The 15,717-nt window shown below is 71.1% G+C and carries 10 protein-coding genes; 2 read left to right on the plus strand and 8 right to left on the minus strand.

Translation table 11 applies throughout. From position 1 onward, the window contains the following. Positions 1–26 precede the first annotated feature (26 nt). The 3 genes from LC039_RS25160 to LC039_RS25170 form a co-directional block, all read right to left on the minus strand. Positions 27–1,037, minus strand: coding sequence for a DUF2793 domain-containing protein (locus LC039_RS25160; protein ID WP_226629329.1), 1,011 nt, complete (start codon positions 1,035–1,037; stop codon positions 27–29). Between the two features lie 270 nt (positions 1,038–1,307). Next, positions 1,308–3,395, minus strand: a complete 2,088-nt coding sequence (locus LC039_RS25165; protein ID WP_226629330.1) for a DUF4214 domain-containing protein — start codon at positions 3,393–3,395, stop codon at positions 1,308–1,310. A gap of 309 nt (positions 3,396–3,704) precedes the next feature. After that, positions 3,705–6,641: a DUF4214 domain-containing protein gene (locus LC039_RS25170; RefSeq protein ID WP_226629332.1), complete on the minus strand. Its 2,937-nt coding sequence runs from the start codon at positions 6,639–6,641 to the stop codon at positions 3,705–3,707. A 185-nt stretch (positions 6,642–6,826) separates the two neighbouring features. On the opposite strand from LC039_RS25170, the gene LC039_RS25175 reads away from it, so the two are divergent. Beyond that, positions 6,827–7,771, plus strand: a complete 945-nt coding sequence (locus LC039_RS25175) for a glycosyltransferase (protein ID WP_226629333.1) — start codon at positions 6,827–6,829, stop codon at positions 7,769–7,771. Between the two features lie 48 nt (positions 7,772–7,819). Here LC039_RS25175 and LC039_RS25180 read toward each other — a convergent pair whose 3' ends face one another. Next, the gene (locus tag LC039_RS25180) at positions 7,820–8,482 is read right to left on the minus strand and encodes an ABC transporter ATP-binding protein (RefSeq protein ID WP_226629335.1); all 663 of its coding nucleotides are present in this window, start codon (positions 8,480–8,482) and stop codon (positions 7,820–7,822) included. 13 nt (positions 8,483–8,495) lie between these two features. Continuing rightward, positions 8,496–9,818, minus strand: a complete 1,323-nt coding sequence (locus LC039_RS25185; protein WP_226629337.1) for a hypothetical protein — start codon at positions 9,816–9,818, stop codon at positions 8,496–8,498. An 86-nt stretch (positions 9,819–9,904) separates the two neighbouring features. Here LC039_RS25185 and LC039_RS25190 point away from each other — a divergent pair, with 86 nt between their 5' ends. Further along, positions 9,905–10,744: an ABC transporter permease gene (locus LC039_RS25190; RefSeq protein WP_226629338.1), complete on the plus strand. Its 840-nt coding sequence runs from the start codon at positions 9,905–9,907 to the stop codon at positions 10,742–10,744. Here LC039_RS25190 and LC039_RS25195 read toward each other — a convergent pair. From LC039_RS25195 to LC039_RS25205, 3 genes are all read right to left on the minus strand, one after another. Then, on the minus strand, positions 10,741–11,964 hold the full coding sequence (locus LC039_RS25195; RefSeq protein WP_226629344.1) for a hypothetical protein: 1,224 nt from the start codon (positions 11,962–11,964) through the stop codon (positions 10,741–10,743). The genes LC039_RS25190 and LC039_RS25195 overlap by 4 nt on opposite strands. Beyond that, positions 11,961–14,483, minus strand: a complete 2,523-nt coding sequence (locus LC039_RS25200) for a glycosyltransferase (protein WP_226629345.1) — start codon at positions 14,481–14,483, stop codon at positions 11,961–11,963. The genes LC039_RS25195 and LC039_RS25200 overlap by 4 nt, the downstream gene beginning before the upstream one ends. 124 nt (positions 14,484–14,607) lie before the next feature. After that, positions 14,608–15,666: a ParB/RepB/Spo0J family partition protein gene (locus tag LC039_RS25205; RefSeq protein WP_226629347.1), complete on the minus strand. Its 1,059-nt coding sequence runs from the start codon at positions 15,664–15,666 to the stop codon at positions 14,608–14,610. Positions 15,667–15,717 lie beyond the last annotated feature (51 nt).

Raw genomic sequence — 15,717 nt, forward strand, 5'->3', positions numbered from 1 at the left:
GGCGCGCCGCCGCACCGGACCCGCCCCTAGACCCAGCGGCCCACCGCCAGCACCGCGCAGGCGGTGGCGACCCGCGCGCCCGACAGATCCCAGGCCGAGATCTCGGCGCTGCCCGCGGCCAAGGCCCCCACCGACAGCAGCTGCGCCGCCCCCGAGGTGCAGCTGCCGCTCACCACCGGCGCGGCGGCAAACCCCGCCGGATAGCTCCAGCTGACCGCCCCCGTCGCGCTGCTGGTCAGCGTATGCCAGCAGAGCTGCGTGCCATCGGCCAGCCGCAGGTAGGCGCCCGTTGCGCCCGCGCCCTGCTCGAGCAGCGCGCCGGTGCTCTCGCCGGCCGCCTGCGCCACCGTGCCGAGCACCCCCGATCCGGCCAGCGCCCCCTCGACCCGCGCGCCCTGCGGCAGATGCGCCACCCCGGTGGCCGCCGAGACGCTCAGCCCGGTCCGCCAGCTCGCGCCATCGCCCGAGACCTTCACCGCGAAATCATCCTCCCCGGCGCAGCCCATCTCGGCGCGGCCCGACCAGCCGGTCTGGAACAGCAGGCTGGCGGTGTCGCCCGCCGCCGCCTTGTTGAGCTTCAGCTGGTGCCCGGCGCCGGCGTGGCTGAGCAGCGTCGCCTCCGCCGCCACCGCCAGCCGGTTCACCGCGTCGGGCGCGGCATTCACCCCGAGCTCGAGCATCTGGCCCTGCGCGGGCAGCGGCATCTGCTGCCAGTCGCCGTCCTGCCAGACCAGCTCGGCGCCCTCGTCGAGCACGAAGGCACACCAGCCGGGGCCCGGCACAAGAAATTGCCAGGCCGTGCCATCCCAGAAAGCCAGCGCCCCGCCCTGCCCCGACCAGGCGCCGCCCGCCCCCGCCGGAAGCAGGTAGCGCGCGCCGGGCGCGGGATCGGCGGGGGGCTCTTCGAGGCTGCGGCTCTGCACCGCCAGTTGCACCAGCGCGTCGAGCCGCAGCAGCGCCTCGTTGTGGGTGACGTGTTTCTGCGCCTGCGCCGGCGCGAGATAGGGCAGCGAGAGGTTGGCGGACAGATCGGACATGAGGCGGCTCCCTGCGCGGTGCCCCCGCGCGGGAGGCTGCGGAGGCTCATGGCAGGCAGGGTAGGCGCAGCGCCCTTAAGCGGATCCTGCGCCGCCGCGCGCCGCCCGCGCAACGGGGCGGGCGCAACGGCTTGGGATCTCGGGGGCGCCTTGAGGAGCACCCCGAAACATCCCGGAATAGGGTCGATCCGGGCGACATCGCCCGGATCAGAGACTGTTTTCGGATCAGGCTGCCGAGCCGGAGCCCCAAACCAGCCTTCAGACCGGCCCTCAGGCCAGCTCGAGCCGCGCCCCGGTCAGCATGTCGAGATCGGTGCCCAGCAGCACCAGGTCCGAGCCGCCCGCGCTCAGCAGCAGGTCGTCGCCCTCCTGCACGAAGGCGTCCTGCGCCGCCGCGGCATCGGCAAAGCCGAAACCCTCGAGGCGCAGCGTGTCCCAGGCCTCGAAATCGGCGATCGTGGCGCTGCCGCCGCTGGTGAAGATGAACAGATCCGCATGGGTGCCGCCGACCATCACATCGTTGCCGATGCCGCCGTCGAGCACGTCATCGGTGCCCTGATCCCGCATCCAGCTCTCGTGATCGGCCGCGGTGGCGGCGATGAACTCATCGCTCTGGGCAAAGCCCTGCACCACCTCGGCCCGGCTCATGCCGCCGTCGAGCCGCGCGGTCCAGTTGGCGAGCCCGGTGGCATCGGCCTCGCGGCCCAGCACGTTGTTGTAGAGCAGGTCGACGAAGCCGCCGTTGCCGAGCGCGCCGTAGGTGTTCTGGAACTCGGCACTCCGCACGAAGCCGTCGACCACCCCGAGGTAGGCCTGCCCGTCGGCCAGCCGGGCGCTCCAGTTGTCGAAGCCGGTGAGATCCGGGGCACGGTCCAGCGTCGCCTGGTAGAGCCGGAAGACATCGTCGCCCCAGGAGGCCAGGCTCTCCCCGGAGAGGGCGTGTTGGATGCCGTAGGCCGCCGCATCCGCCGCGGTCTTGCCGATGAACTCGGCGCTCTGCGAGAAGCCGAGCACCACCTCGGGGCGGCTCCAGGAGCCGTCGTCGAGCCGCGCGGTCCAGTTGGCCAGACCCGTGGCATCGGGGTCGCGGTCCAGCACGTTGTTGTAGAGCAGGGTGACGAAGCCCGCGTTGTCGAGCGCGCCGTAGGTGGCCTGGAACTCGGCGCTGCCGGTGAAGCCGCCGGCGACCTGCTCGAGCGTCATCGCGCCGCTCTCGAGCCGCGCCGCCCAGTTGCCGTAGCCCTCGAGGTTCGGGGCGCGGTCCAGCGTCGCCAGGTAGAGCCGGTAGACCGTGTCGCCCTCGGCCGGGGCCTCGAAGGCCTTGTCGCCGAAGAGCACATCGTCGCCCGCGCCGCCGAGCAGCGTGTCCGACCCGCCATTGCCGATCAGGGTCTGGTCCACCGTGCCGGTGCCCTGCAGCAGCTCGTCCGCGGCGGTGCCCCGGATCAGCGCCTCAGAAGAGACCAGGTCGCCGGCGGTCACCGCCTCGTCGGCGATGGCGTCGAGCTTGAGGTTCTGGCTGCCCATGGTGACACTGTAGCTCAGGCTGCCGTTGATCCCGGCGCCGGAGAAGCTGACCTCGTAGACTCCGCTCGGCAGCACCATCTGGTAGCCGCCCGCGCCCCAGCTGGTGGTGGTATAGGTGCCCGCGGCGCCGCTGGCGGTGACGGTGATCCCGCCCAGCCCCTCGCCCATGTCGTAGAAGTCATCGCCGTCGGCATCGTCGATCACCACGCCCAGCAGCTGCGACTGGTAGTCCGAGCGGGTGCCGAAATCCTGCGTCACCGCGTAGGGGCCGATGCCGCCCGAGGCGGCGCTGACACCGATCCCGACCTCGGTCACCCCCGCCGACAGGATGGAATCGCGGTGCCCGGCCGGGGACTGCATGCCGCCCGTCCCGACGCCCCAGTCGACGTAGAAGGCCGCGTGGCCGTGCAGCGAATCCTCGACATAGGCAAAGACGTTCTCCTTGAGCCGGGTCCAGTTGTCGTAGCCCGCCGCGACGACGCGGTCGCGCAGCACCGGCTCGTCGCCGATCTGGTGGCCCTGGATGCCGGTGTCGATCATCACCTGCGTGTGGTCCCCGGCCGCCTCGGCGAGCGCGCCGTTCCAGGCCAGCGGTGCCAGCGAGCCAAGGTCATTGTCCATGCGGTTCTGCACGAAGTCGGCGAGCTGCTCCGCGAAGAGGTCCAGATCGACGCCGAAGTAGCGCAGCGCCTGGGTGATGTTGGCCTGCACGCCGGTGTCGCTGGCGGCATCGGCGATCAGCGCGTCGAACTCGCCCGTGGGGTCGAGTCGGGCGCGGTTGATATACTCCAGCATCTGCTGTTCGAAGGCGGTGGGGGTCTGCGTCGACATGAAGGTCCTCTGCGTCGGTCCGGGCGCGGGGCCCGGGTCTTCGGGGTCTGTGTCTGTTCCGCGGCCCGCTGCGGCGCCCGTGCCGGGCAGCCTGTGTCGGAGCCAGTCATTGAAGGCCAGTGTCGGAGGCCAGTACTTGCAGGGCCCGTATCTGGGGGCCTGTACTCGGGGACTTGGGCCCGGAGGCGATCAGGGATCGGTCAGGGCGTGATGGTACTCGATCAATACTCGCTCAGGCTGTGTCCCGGCCCGCAAAAGGCCCCGATTCTGTCGTCTCGGGTCTGCCGGGTCAGCGCCTGCCGGCTTGGGCTAGAGAAGAAACATGTCCGAATGAAGATCAGAATGCGTCGCCCCCGAGATGACCAAGCGTAAGCCCGAGCTCCCGGGATCGGTGAATTCCAGCCCCTCCTCCCCGGGGCCGGCCCGGGGCTGCATCTGCCCGAGGATCTCGGCAGGTGCGCCGTAGCCGAAACCCTCGAAGACCAGCAGGTCCCAGCGTTCGAGATCGGCGATCACGTGATGCCCGCCATCCTCGGCGCGGAACACGAAGCGGTCCGACAGCATGCCGCCGATCAGCAGGTTCTCCCCGCCGCCGCCGTCGAGCGTGTCATCCGCCCCGGCCCCGCGCATCCAGGCCAGCAGAACCGGCGCGGCGCGGGCGGTGAACTCGGCGCTCTGGGAAAAGCCGCGCACCACCTCGGCCCGGCTCATCCCCGCCTCGAGCCGCGCGGTCCAGGCCGCCTGCCCCGCCGCCTCGCCCTCGCGGCCCAGCACGTTGCGGTAGAGCTGCGCGACGAAGCCCGCATCCCCGAGCGCGCCGTAGCTCTGGCGGAACTCGGCGCTGGCGGTGAAGCCCTCGACGACCTCAAGGAACGGCCGGCCCTCGGCCAGCCGCGCGCTCCAGTTCAGCAGCCCCGTCAGGTCCGGGGTGCGGTCCAGCACCGCCTGGTAGAGCCGGAAGACATCGTCCGACCAGCCCTGCTGCAGCGCCTCGCGCGTATGGCCCGCGGCGCCGGCGGCGCTGGCGGCGATGAACTCTGGGCTTTCGGAGAACCCCAGGACCACGCGCTCGCGGCTCAGGCCGGTCTCGAGCCGGGCGGTCCAGTTGGCCAGCCCCTGCGCATCGGGATCGCGGGCCAGCACGTTGCGGTAGAGCAGCGTCACGAAGCCCGCGTCCGTCAGCGCGCCATAAGTCTGGCGGAACTCCGGCGCGCCGGTGAAGCCCGCCGCCACCGAGACTAGGTCGCGCTCGCCCGAGAGCAGCCGCGCGCTCCAGTTCCAGAGCCCGGCGGCGTCGGGGGCGCGATCGAGCGTGGCACGGTAGAGCCGGTAGACCGATCCCGAGACAGGGTCGAACGCGGGATCGGTCACCGCGCCGCTCAGCACATCGTCCCCCGGCCCGCCGCGCAGCAGGGGGGTCTGCGGCGTGCCGCCCGGTGGCTCTCCTGAACCTCCAGATGTGTCTTCCGGTGGGTCTCCCCCCGTGCCTCCGGGTGTCTCTCCCGGCGTTTCAGGCTCTGTGCCGGGGGTTTCCTCCTCCTCCGGGGTCTCCTCCAGCGGCTGCGGCTCGGGGATCGGGCTGGTGTCCATGTGCCACAGGTCGCGCAGCTCGGAGATGTGGAAATCCGCCGCCGAGAGCGGGGCGCCGGCGGCGCTGGTCACCTGCAGTACCTCGCCGCCGATCTTGATCCGCGCGCCCTGTGCCGAGGGGGTGATACTCAGCGCCGCCACCGTGTAGAAGCGCCCCATGGCCGAGAGGTCGATGCGGTCCACCCCCGGCTCGTAATCGAGGATCCGGTCGGGTTCGCCGTCGCCGGAGAGCACGAAGACATCCGCCCCGGCCTCGCCGCGCAGCCGGTCCCGCCCCGGCCCGTCGATCAGCACGTCGTCCCCGGCGCCGCCGCGCAGCGTGTCATCCCCGGCGCCGCCGGCGACCTGGTCGTTGCCCGCGCCGCCCTGCCAGCGGTCCGCCCCGGCGCCCAGCTGCAGGCTCTGGCCGAGGGGGCCGAGCTCGGCCCGGATCCGGCTGAGGCCGCCGCCCGCGCCGGGCGGTCCCTCGGGCCAACCGCCGGCAACGTAGATGTCGAGCGCGGTGGCCGCCCCCGTGCCATGCCGGACCAGCGCCAGCGCGGCGGGATCGCTCAGCGCCATGGCCGCGTCATCCGCCAGCACCGCCAGGTGCAGCAGCCGCCCGCCGGGCAGCAGGGTCATCAGGCTGAGGCCATCGTCGCGGCCGACCGCCACCACGTAGACCTGCCCGTCCAGCGTCAGGCAGGCGAGCGCGGTGACCCCGGCGAAACGGGTGGCGAGGTCGTCGCCAACGAGGTCGGTGACCCGCATGGCGCCGCCCGGCCCCAGCGCCACCACCGCTAGGTGCCCCGAGCCCGCGCCGATCAGCGCGTAGCTCTGCCCGGCCACCCTGGTGACGGCGAGCTGCGTTGGCGTCTCCAGGAAGAGCCCGTCGTACACCTCGAGCTGGCGAACATCGCCGAGCCGGCCTTCGGGCGATAGTGCCCAGGAATAGAGACTGTTTTTCTCGGGCGAGAGCGCGAGGACGCGGGTGCCCGATCCCACCGCCGCGACCGCCAGGGCGCTGATGCGACCGACCGCTTCCGGCGCCTCGGTCCCCGCCCCGTCGTTCTCGTCTGTCTCGAGCCAGAGCCCCTGCGCCCGGGCGCGCAATATCCCGTCCGCCCCGGCCTGCCAGACCTCGATCCCGCTGCGCTGCCGGGCGGCGGTGACTAGCAGGTCGGGCGCCGCGCCCAGCCCGCTTTTCTGCCCGCTCAGCACCGCCAGATCCGTCAGCACCCGCGCCGCACCATCGCCGTAGCGCAGCGAGACCCGCTCCGCGAACGCACCGCCCGCGCCGAGCCACCATCCCTCTACGCTCGCGCCTGCACCGCCCGGCGCCAGCAGCAGCTCGGCCCCGCCGATCTCGGCGCTCCGCAACCCACGCGGCGCGGAGAGCCCCGAGCCGGAGCCCGCATAGGCTCTGATCTCCGCCGCCTCGAGATCCGCCGTCCAGCCCAGCACCCCGGCGCCGGCGCTGTAAAGCTGCACACCGTCCTGTTCTTGCTCCTGCCCGCCCTCCTGCACGCTCCCGCCCGCCGGCCGCGCCAGCAGCGCCGAGAGCCCGACCATCTGCGCCGCTTCGGCAGGGGTAAGCGCGGGGGTGAGACCACCTCCCGAGGAGGCCCCGGAAAGCTCCGCCCCAAACTGCGTTCTCACATGGCTGAGCTGCCCCATCTCGCATCCTGCGTTCCGGTCCTGCGTGCTCCAGCTATGCCGCCCCCGCCCTCGCCAGCCGGTTAACGCCGTGCCCTGAAATCCGCGCAATACATCTCAGATTGTCGCTAAACGCCGCGCGCTGTTGCGCGCCCCGCGCCGCTCCGGCATCACCAAGGGCAAGAGCCCCGGCAGAGAGACTTTCCATGAACGCCCCCCGGCCCCTTTCGAGGCAGACCCGGATCACCATCCTGCTGGCCACCTGGAACGGCGCCGCGCATCTTCAGGAGCAGCTCGACTCCTACCGGGCGCAGACCCATGAAGCCTGGGATCTCTGGGTCAGCGACGACGGCTCCAGCGATGCCACGCTGGAGATCCTCGAGGCCTTCCGCGCCGCCGAGAGCCCGCGGCGCGAGGTGCGCATCGTCCAGGGCCCGCGCCGCGGCCATGCCGCCAACTTCCTGTCGCTGCTCTGCCACCCCGAGCTGCCCGCCGGGCCGGTGGCGCTCTCGGACCAGGACGACGTCTGGCTGCCCGGGAAGCTGGCGCTGGCGCTCGGGGCGCTGAAGAACGCCGCGCCGGTGGCGCTCTACGGCGCGCAGAGCATCCACACCGACCAGGCGCTGCGCCGCATCGGCGGCTCGCGCCCGCCGCGCGGAAGACCCTGTTTCGGCAATGCGCTGACCCAGAACGTGGTGAGTGGGCACAGCGCCACGCTCAGCGCCGGGGCGGTCGCGCTGGTGCGCAGGGCGGGCGTGCCCGAGGGCATCCCCTACCACGACTGGTGGCTCTACCAGCTGGTGAGCGGCGCCGGCGGCGAGATCGTCATCGATCCGGCCAAGGTGCTCTATTACCGCCAGCACCTGAGCAACGCGATGGGCGCGCACCAGGGGCTGTCGGCACGGCTGCTGCGGGTGCGGCAGGTGCTGGGGCGCACCTACGCGAGCTGGATCGCCGCCAACCTCGCGGCGCTGGACCGGGTCTCGGGGCTGCTCACGCCGGAGAACCGCGCGCTGATCGAGACCCTGCGCGCGGGCACGCCGCGGCCCGGGCTCGGGCGGGTGCTGACCTTCCGCCGGCTCGGGGTGCACCGGCAGACCCGGCTGACCACGGCCAGCCTCTACCTCGCCGCCGCGCTGGGGCGAGTCTGAGGCGAAACAGTCTCTAACAAGGGGATTTCAGCACGAGACGGCGCGGGCTCAGCCGCGGCGCTTCATGTTCTCCTCGTGTTCGCGGATGCCCCGGTCGACATCATCGTGGAAGGTCAGGTGACCGTCCTCCAGCACCACCACCGCGTCGCAGAGCTGACGGATCTGCCCCATCGAGTGGCTCACCACCACCGATCCGGCATTGCGCATGCGCTGCTTGAACAGCGCGTCGCTGCGCGCCTTGAAGGACGCATCCCCCACCGCAGTGATCTCGTCGACGAGGTAGGTGTCGAAGGCGATGCCCATGGAGGCGCCGAAGGCGAGGCGCGACTTCATCCCTGAGGAATAGGTCTTCAGCGGCAGGTGGAAATGCACCCCGAGCCCGGCGAACTCCTCGACGAAGGCAATCAGCTCGTCGGTGTCGACGCCGTAGATGCGGCCGATGAAGCGGCAGTTCTGCGCGCCGCTCAGCTCGCCGTGGAAGGAGCCGGCAAAGCCCACCGGCCAGGAGATCGAACCCGAGGAGCTGATCTTGCCGGAACTCGGCGGCTCGGTGCCGGCGATCATCTTCAGCAGCGTCGACTTGCCCGCGCCATTGCGTCCCAAGAGCCCCACCGAGCGGCCGCTGGGGAAGGTCATGGAGACATTCTCCATGATGGTCTTGCGCTTGCCTTCCATGACGAAGGTCTTGCTGACGTTCTCGAAGCGGATCATGCCCGGCGCGCCCTCAGCGGCGGTCCTTGACCGAATAGGCGACCAGCACCGCGGTCGACCAGAGCAGGAAGAGGAAGAGCGAGACCACCATCAGCAGCGTGGCGCGGCTGGGGTATTCTGCGGTCTGCGCGCTGGTCGGCTGCATGTAGGCGGCGAGGTAGCGGCTCTTGCGCTTGGCCTCGGCCAAGGCGGTGTCATAGGCCGCCAGCGCCGACAGGTAGGCGCGCTCGGCGAACTCGCGGTCGACCGAGAGCCGCTCGTAATCGCCGACGAGATCGGCGAACACCTGGCCGCCCGTGCCCGAGCCCTCGAAGCCGAGCTTCTGGCGCTCGGCCGAGATGCGCGACCGGATCACGTCGAGCCGCCGCTCGGCCTGACCGACACGCGGGTCGTTCTGCTGCGAGGTCTCGCGCAGCAGATCGAGCTCGATGATCTGCTCGGCCTCCTGCGCCTGCAGGTTGCTGAGCAGCCCGGCCTGACTCTGCAGGTCGATCTGCGGGTCGATGATCTGGGTCTCGTTGCGGAAGCGGGTGACGGTCTCGCGCGCCTCCTTGAGCCGCTCGACCGCCTCGTCGAGCTCGTCGCGCGAATAGCTGATCGCATCGGCGCGGGCGACGGCGCTGAGCTCGTTGATCACGTCGGAGCTCTCGTCAAGCAGGGTCTGGGCGATCAGCGTCGCATCCTCGGGGCGGAAGGCGCGCACCTCGACCTCGATCAGACCGGCGCTGTAGGAGATGCGCACCATGTCGCCCCAATAGGCGAGCAGCTGCTCGATCGAGGCGTCCTTCTCGAGCTTGAACACCGGATCCCAGCCTTCCGGCGACCAGATCGCGTGCAAGTCGATCTTGTCGTCGATGTCCGAGACCAGCTTCTGGCTCTGGATGAACTCGTAGAGGATGTCGGTGTCCGAGGAGCTCGAGCTCGACAGGTTCGACAGCCCGCCCAGCAGTTCGACCGCCGAGGCGGCATCCTCTTGGCGCACGGTGAAGCCAACCTTCGAGGCGTATTGATCCGCCGCCACCAGCCACAGGTAGAGCGCGGTGAGAATCCCCGGCAGCACGACGCAGCCGAGGAAGCTCAGCAGCATCAGACGGTGCCGGCGCCGCGGCTTCGCCGCGCCCGCCGGGGGGCGCGAGGGTAAGGTCGGTTGCGCCGCGGCGGGCTTCGGCCCCGGCGACTGGCCGGGGGCTTTCCCGGGCGCGGGCACCACGGAGGGGCGCGGCACGGCTTTCTGCTCGGCGGGGCTGGGCTTGGCTGAAGTCGGCTGGGCGGAAGCCTGGCCTTCCTGCTGCGGCTGCGCCTGAGCGGCGGCCTTGTCCTTGGCGGGTTGTGTCAAACGAGCCCCATGGGAATGTCATTTACCTCAAGGCGATGCTAATACACCTCAGACGCACAAGATACCAGTTTCCGGAAGGCCCCTGCATGAGCACCGAAGGTTTTGCGCCGCCGCCCCAGATGCAGCCCCAAACCCCCGCTACGGAGACCGTCTCCGGTCGCCGCTCGTTTCCCGGCGCGCGCTCGGTTGCGGCGCTGGTCCTGCGCGAGATGGCCACCAGCTACGGCCGCTCGCCGGGCGGCTACATCTGGGCCATTCTCGAGCCGATCGGCGGCATCCTGATGCTGTCTCTGGCCTTCTCGGCCTTCCTGCGTAACCCCAGCCTCGGGGTCAGCTTCCCGATGTTCTACGCCACCGGCATGCTGCCCTTCCTCATGTACATCGAGCTGCAGGGCAAGATCGCCAGCGCGCTGAACTTCTCCAAGCCGCTTCTGGCCTACCCCACGGTCACCTTCCTCGACGCCATCCTCGGGCGCTTCATCCTCGGGGTGATGACCAAGCTGCTGGTCAGCTACATCATCTTCGGCGGCATCATGATGGTCTACGAAACCCGGGTGACGCTGGATTTCCCGCATATCTTCGAGGCCTTTGCCCTGGCGGCCCTGCTCGGGCTCGGGCTCGGTACGCTCACCTGTTTCGTCTTCACCCGCTTTCCGATGGCGCAGCAAGCCTGGGGGATCCTGATGAAGCCGATCTTCCTAGTCTCGGGGATCTTCTACCTCTTCGAGACCATCCCCAATCCCTACCAGAGCTACCTGTGGTACAACCCGCTGGTGCATGTGGTCGGCATCATGCGCAAGGGCTTCTACCCGACCTATGACGCCAGCTACGCCTCGCCGGTCTACGTGCTCTCCATCGCGCTGGTCAGCCTGACCCTCGGGCTGCTGCTCCTCCGGCGCTACCACGCCGAGATCCTCAACCGCTAGGCGCGGGCAAAGACCTGCGGCAGGCCGCGCCGCAGCCGCCCCCAGACGCTCCGCGAGCGCCCTGCCGCCTGGCGCACCGCGAGGTCGGCCTTCAGCAGCGCCTCGAGCAACGGCCGCAGCGCCGCGTCCCACTCGGTGACCGGCGCCGCCGCGGACGGGCAGCCCGGAAGCGCCGGGACCGCCATCTCGGCCGTGCGGCAGGCCCGTCGGGTGCCCTCGAGCAGCGCGGCATGCAACGCCGCCAGCTCGGCACGGTCACTCAGCGCCGACGGGCCAGCACGGAGATCCTCGAGATAGGGCTCCTCGGAGGTCCAGCGCGCATCGGCCAGGATGTCCTGCATCTGCGCGGCGCTGGCGATGCGCCGCAGCGCCTCGCGGTTCGCCTCGACCGTCTCGCGCAGGTCGCGGATATGACGTGGCCGCACCGCCCAGAGCTTGCGCGCCGTCACCGGTGGGCACCAGCGCTGGATGACGAACTCGGTGGCCGCCGCGTGCCCCGTCGCGCGGAACTCGCGGTTGCGCAGCAGGAAGCCGATCAGCGCCGGCGGCGAGGAGCTGTTGCTGCTCGCCGTGCTCGGCAGGTCGCACTCGTAGAACTCCGCGAACTTGCGCACCACGTCCGGGCGGGCATTGCCGAGCCGCAGCCGCAGGTTGGGGATCTGCGCCCAGCGTTCCAAGTCGAGACCGAACGCATAGGGCAGGTTGCTGCGTTTCATCCAGGCCTCGAGGGTCGACGTGTTCCAGACCCCCCATTGCCAGTAGGCCGCGTTCATCCAGTCCACCGGCGGGCGCAGGAAAGCCACCACCTCGACGGGCGGGTTGCCCCAGCGCGCCAGATGCTCGGCAAAGAGGTCGGGGTAGGAGATCCAGCCCTCGCAGGAGGCGATCGGCGCGAAGCCCTGCTGCTGCCCCACCTCCATGACCTTGCGCAGGTTGTCGAAGACCGTCTCGGTCACCGCGCCGGGCCACAGGTTCGGCCAGGTGGCGTAGCCGTAGGCAGAACGTCGCCCGGCCGTGACCACCTGCTGCCCGAAGAGGAGGCTCTGTCGCCCGCCGCCCTGGTAGAGTGCGCTGTAGCGCAGCCGCTGGCCCGAGGCGGTGGTCAGGTCGGGGGTCCGGCTCAGCGCCGTCTGCAGGGCCGAGCTTCCGGCCTTGGGCATCCCGACATGCAGGATGAGGTGGCTCTCGCCCGTCGTTGCCCCCATCGTGGTCCCCGTCATTGCGCAGTTTGCAGCGGCCGCGCCTCGGCGAGCGCGGTCAGCAGATCGGCGGGATCCATACGCCTCCCCTGCGGCACCGGCAAGAGCGCCCCGGGTGCGCCCTGCGCCAGCGCCCGGGACACCGCCTCGCCCTGGGCGCCGAGATCGAAGCTCACCACCGGCAGGCCGGTGGCCAGCATCTCGTGGGTGGTGAACGAAAAGGTCTCGGGCCAGATCGAGGGCATCAGCCAGCCGGAGATGCCGTAGCGCGCCACCAGCCCAGGCAGGTCGCGCAGCTCGTAGCTGCCGTGCACAAGGCTCGGCGGCGCCAGCTTGTAGGCCGGATCGAGATGGCCCAGCACCACCAGCCGCGCCGCGCCCGAGCGGGCCAGGTCGCGGCTCAGCTCCTGCAGCAGCGCCGCGCCCTTCTGCACGCCGATATTGCCCAGCACGCCGATCACCGGCGCGCCGTCGGCGCCTGAACCGGCGGCGATCCGCGGCGGCGTCGCGGGCAGCACATGCGGCACCACGGCGATGCGCTCCGCCACCTGCGGATAGGCTTCGCAGAGGATGTCGCGGCTCGAGCCCGAAAAGACCACCACCCGCTCGGCGGCGTCCATCAGCCGGCCCCAGGCGTCCTGCCAGTCGCGCAGCGAGGCGAGCTTGCCGCCGGGCCGCTCGTAGACGTGCGCCGGGTCGGCCTCGAGCGGGCCGCCCGCCACCGGCACGCCGCGGTAGACCCCATCGGCGCCCAGGAGCGTGTAGGAGGGGCTCACCGGGAAGAAGTCGTGCAGCAGGATCTCGACGGGGTGCGGGCCCTGCCCGTCCTCCCGGGCCGCCAGCCGCAGCAGCCGGTCCGGGAGCTCCGAGGCATCGCGCTCGTGCACGCCGCAGGAATAGACGATGCGCCGCTCGGACAGCAGCGCCACCAGTCTCTCCACAAGGTCCCAGTCGTTGGTTAGACCCTGGGTGAGCCCCGTCGGCCCATAGAGCTCGAGCTTCCAGCGATGCCCCTGCCCGACCCGCAGCACCACGGCCGAGGCGCCCGCCTCCAGCTCGCGCGCGATGCGCGCCTGCAGGTAGCTCTCGGCGCCGCCGCCGAGCGCATGGGCAAGGTAGACCGGCACCGCGCCGCCCTGCCCTTCGGACTGCCGCCGCGCCGCCAGCGCCAGCCCCAGCGCCAGCCGCGGCGTGTTGAGCGGGTCGCTGCGGATGAACTCCTGCACCTCGGCGTCATAACCCGGGTAGCGCCCGGCGAGCACCCGCAGGTTGCGCTCGAGCAGCCGCTGCTTGTCGGCGCTGCCGAAGGACTGCCCGCCGCGGTGCTCGACAAAGAGGTTGGGGGCACAGAGATGCCGCCCGCCAAGCTCGGCCACCTTGCGGCACCAGTCGTTCTCCTCGCCGTAGCCGCGCCCGAAGATCGTGTCGAACTGCGGCACCCGGGAGAGGAACTGCGGCGCCAGCGCCATGCAGAAGCCGACCCCAGTGGGCGCCTCGGCGAGCCCGGCCCGTGGGTCGAATCCTGCCGCGATCCGGTCGAGCGCATCGACGTCGCCGGGCGCGAGATCGTTGCGCTGGCAGATCACCGGCACGGTGAAGATCTCGGCATCGTTCGACATCGGCGTGACCGAGGCGACATCGGGCTCGGCGAGCGGCGCCAGCAGCCGCGGCAGCCAGCCCGCGGGCACCATGGCGTCGGAATTGACCAGCACCACCGGATCCTCGGGCCAGCGCGCCAGCGCCTCGGCAAAGCCGCGGTTGACCGTGCCGATGAAGCCGAGGTTCTCGGGGTTCTCCAGCAGGGTGACCTGCGGGTGCCCCTCGGCCCAGGCGCGCAGGAAGGGCAGAACCTCGGGGTCGGGCGAGGCGTCGTCGAGCAGCAGCAGACGCCAGCGCGTGCCGGAATGCGTTGCGATCCGCTCCAGCGCCTCGGGCAGCAGGTGGAAGGCATTGTAGACCGGCAGGATCAGCGTGGCGGCGCGCTCGGGCAGCTCCGGCGGCGTGGTCTCGGGCAGCAGCGCCGAGATCATTTCCACCGCCTCCGAGCGCGGCACCAGTCCGAGCCGCTCCTTGACCACCTCGCGCGCGCCGAGATCCCCCTGCCATTTCCAGCGGTAGATCACCGGCGCCAACGCCGCCAGCGTCGCGCCGAAGCGCAGCGCCATGGGCAGCCGCGCCCGCAGGAGCGCGGCGCGGGAAAACCCGGGCAGGCTCTGTCCCGCCTTCCCCCCCTCGCCGCGCTCGGCGATCAGGTCGATCGGCCCGGTCTCGCAGGGAATGTCGAGCGCAAAGCCGCGCCGCGCGCTCCCGCCCTGCACCAGGTCGGGCACCGTCCAGGCGCGGGTGCGGTTCACCGAAAGCCCGATCCGTTCCGCCTCGGCCCAGCCCTCCACGTGGATGCGGTGCCGGCGCAGGGCGATGCGGGTGATCTCGCCGTAGGCAGTGCCACCTTCATCGGTGAGCGGGGTGCCCGGGAGATCCCGCGCGATGTTCATCTCGGCATAGCGCTCGAAGATGCGGTAGATCCGGCCCAGCAGCACGCGTCGTCTCCTTCAGTCTTCCGGCCCGCTCACAGCGCGATCCGTCTTGTCACAGGCCCTGCCCGGCGCCGCGCGAAAATGTTTCGCAGCGAAACAAATGCCAGAACAGAGCCTGTCATGGTCGTCATCTTTCGAAACGTGCCGCGAGCCAGGCGGCGAGATCCGCGCCAAGCTCTTCGTCCGCGCCCGGCCCGTCGAGTTCCAGCCGGGAGCCGCGGCGGCGCAGGGTGAGCCCCGGCCATTGCGCCAGGGTCTCGGACGCGGTCTTCGGCTCTACCTCCGGGGTTTGGCTCGGGATCTCCGACACGGGCTCGAGGGCCGCTGCGGCGCTCATGCAGCGGGTCAGGATCTCGCGCTCGGTCGCCGCATCGGCGGGGGGCGCGGCCTTCAGCGCCTGCGTGATCTCCTGCGCCAGGCCGGGGCGATCGCGCAGCTGCTGCGCCAGCTCCAGCCCGGCGCGCTCGCTCAGAGCCTCTGGGAAGCGCAGCGCCCGGTCGAGGCTCTTCACGATGCCGATGAAGGAATTGATCTTCGAGCGCCGCGCCCGCGGCACCGAGGCGAAGAGCGTCGCCAGGGCGGATTTCTCCGAGGCGAAGACCCCGCGCTCGGCCGCCTTCACCACGATGCGCGCGCGCTCGTAATGGCTGAGGTTGGCGCGTATCTCGTTTTCCTCGATCATCGCGAGGTAAGCCGCATGGCCATCCTCGGGACGGCGCAGCAGCGCTTGCACCGTGGCGAAGCGCGGCTCGCCGGTCTCCTCGCGCAACGCCGCCAGCGCCCGGCAGCGGCGCCAGCCCGAAAGTAGCCCGTAGGCGGCGCGGCCGGGCAGGGCGACCACCTCGATCGGCGTCTGCTGGCCGCGTGCCCGCAGGCTGTCGCGCAGCGCCTGCGCCTCCTCCGGGTCCTCGGCGATGCGGTCGCGCACCAGGTGGGTCATCTCGATCTGCTCGAGCGGGATCTCCAGCACCAGCTTGCCCTCGCGCCGGGCTGCCTCCCAGCGCTCCGAGAGCTCCTCGAGCGCGGCGCTGGCCGCGGCTCCCGCCGCCACGTCGGCGATCGGCGCCGCGCGCCGCGGCGGGGCGGAGAACATGGATTTGGTCTCGAGCCCGGCGGCGGGCTCGCCAGTGTCCAGGCCGGTTTGAGGCCCGGTCTCGAGCGGGGTCAGTCTCTTGCGCTTGGCCATCCGTCTGCTCCTGTCAGGAAAGGGTCCGGAGACAAGCCGGCCCGAACTTGG

It is taken from the genome of Alloyangia pacifica (assembly GCF_020524285.1).
Classification (GTDB): Bacteria; Pseudomonadota; Alphaproteobacteria; order Rhodobacterales; family Rhodobacteraceae; genus Salipiger; species Salipiger pacificus_B.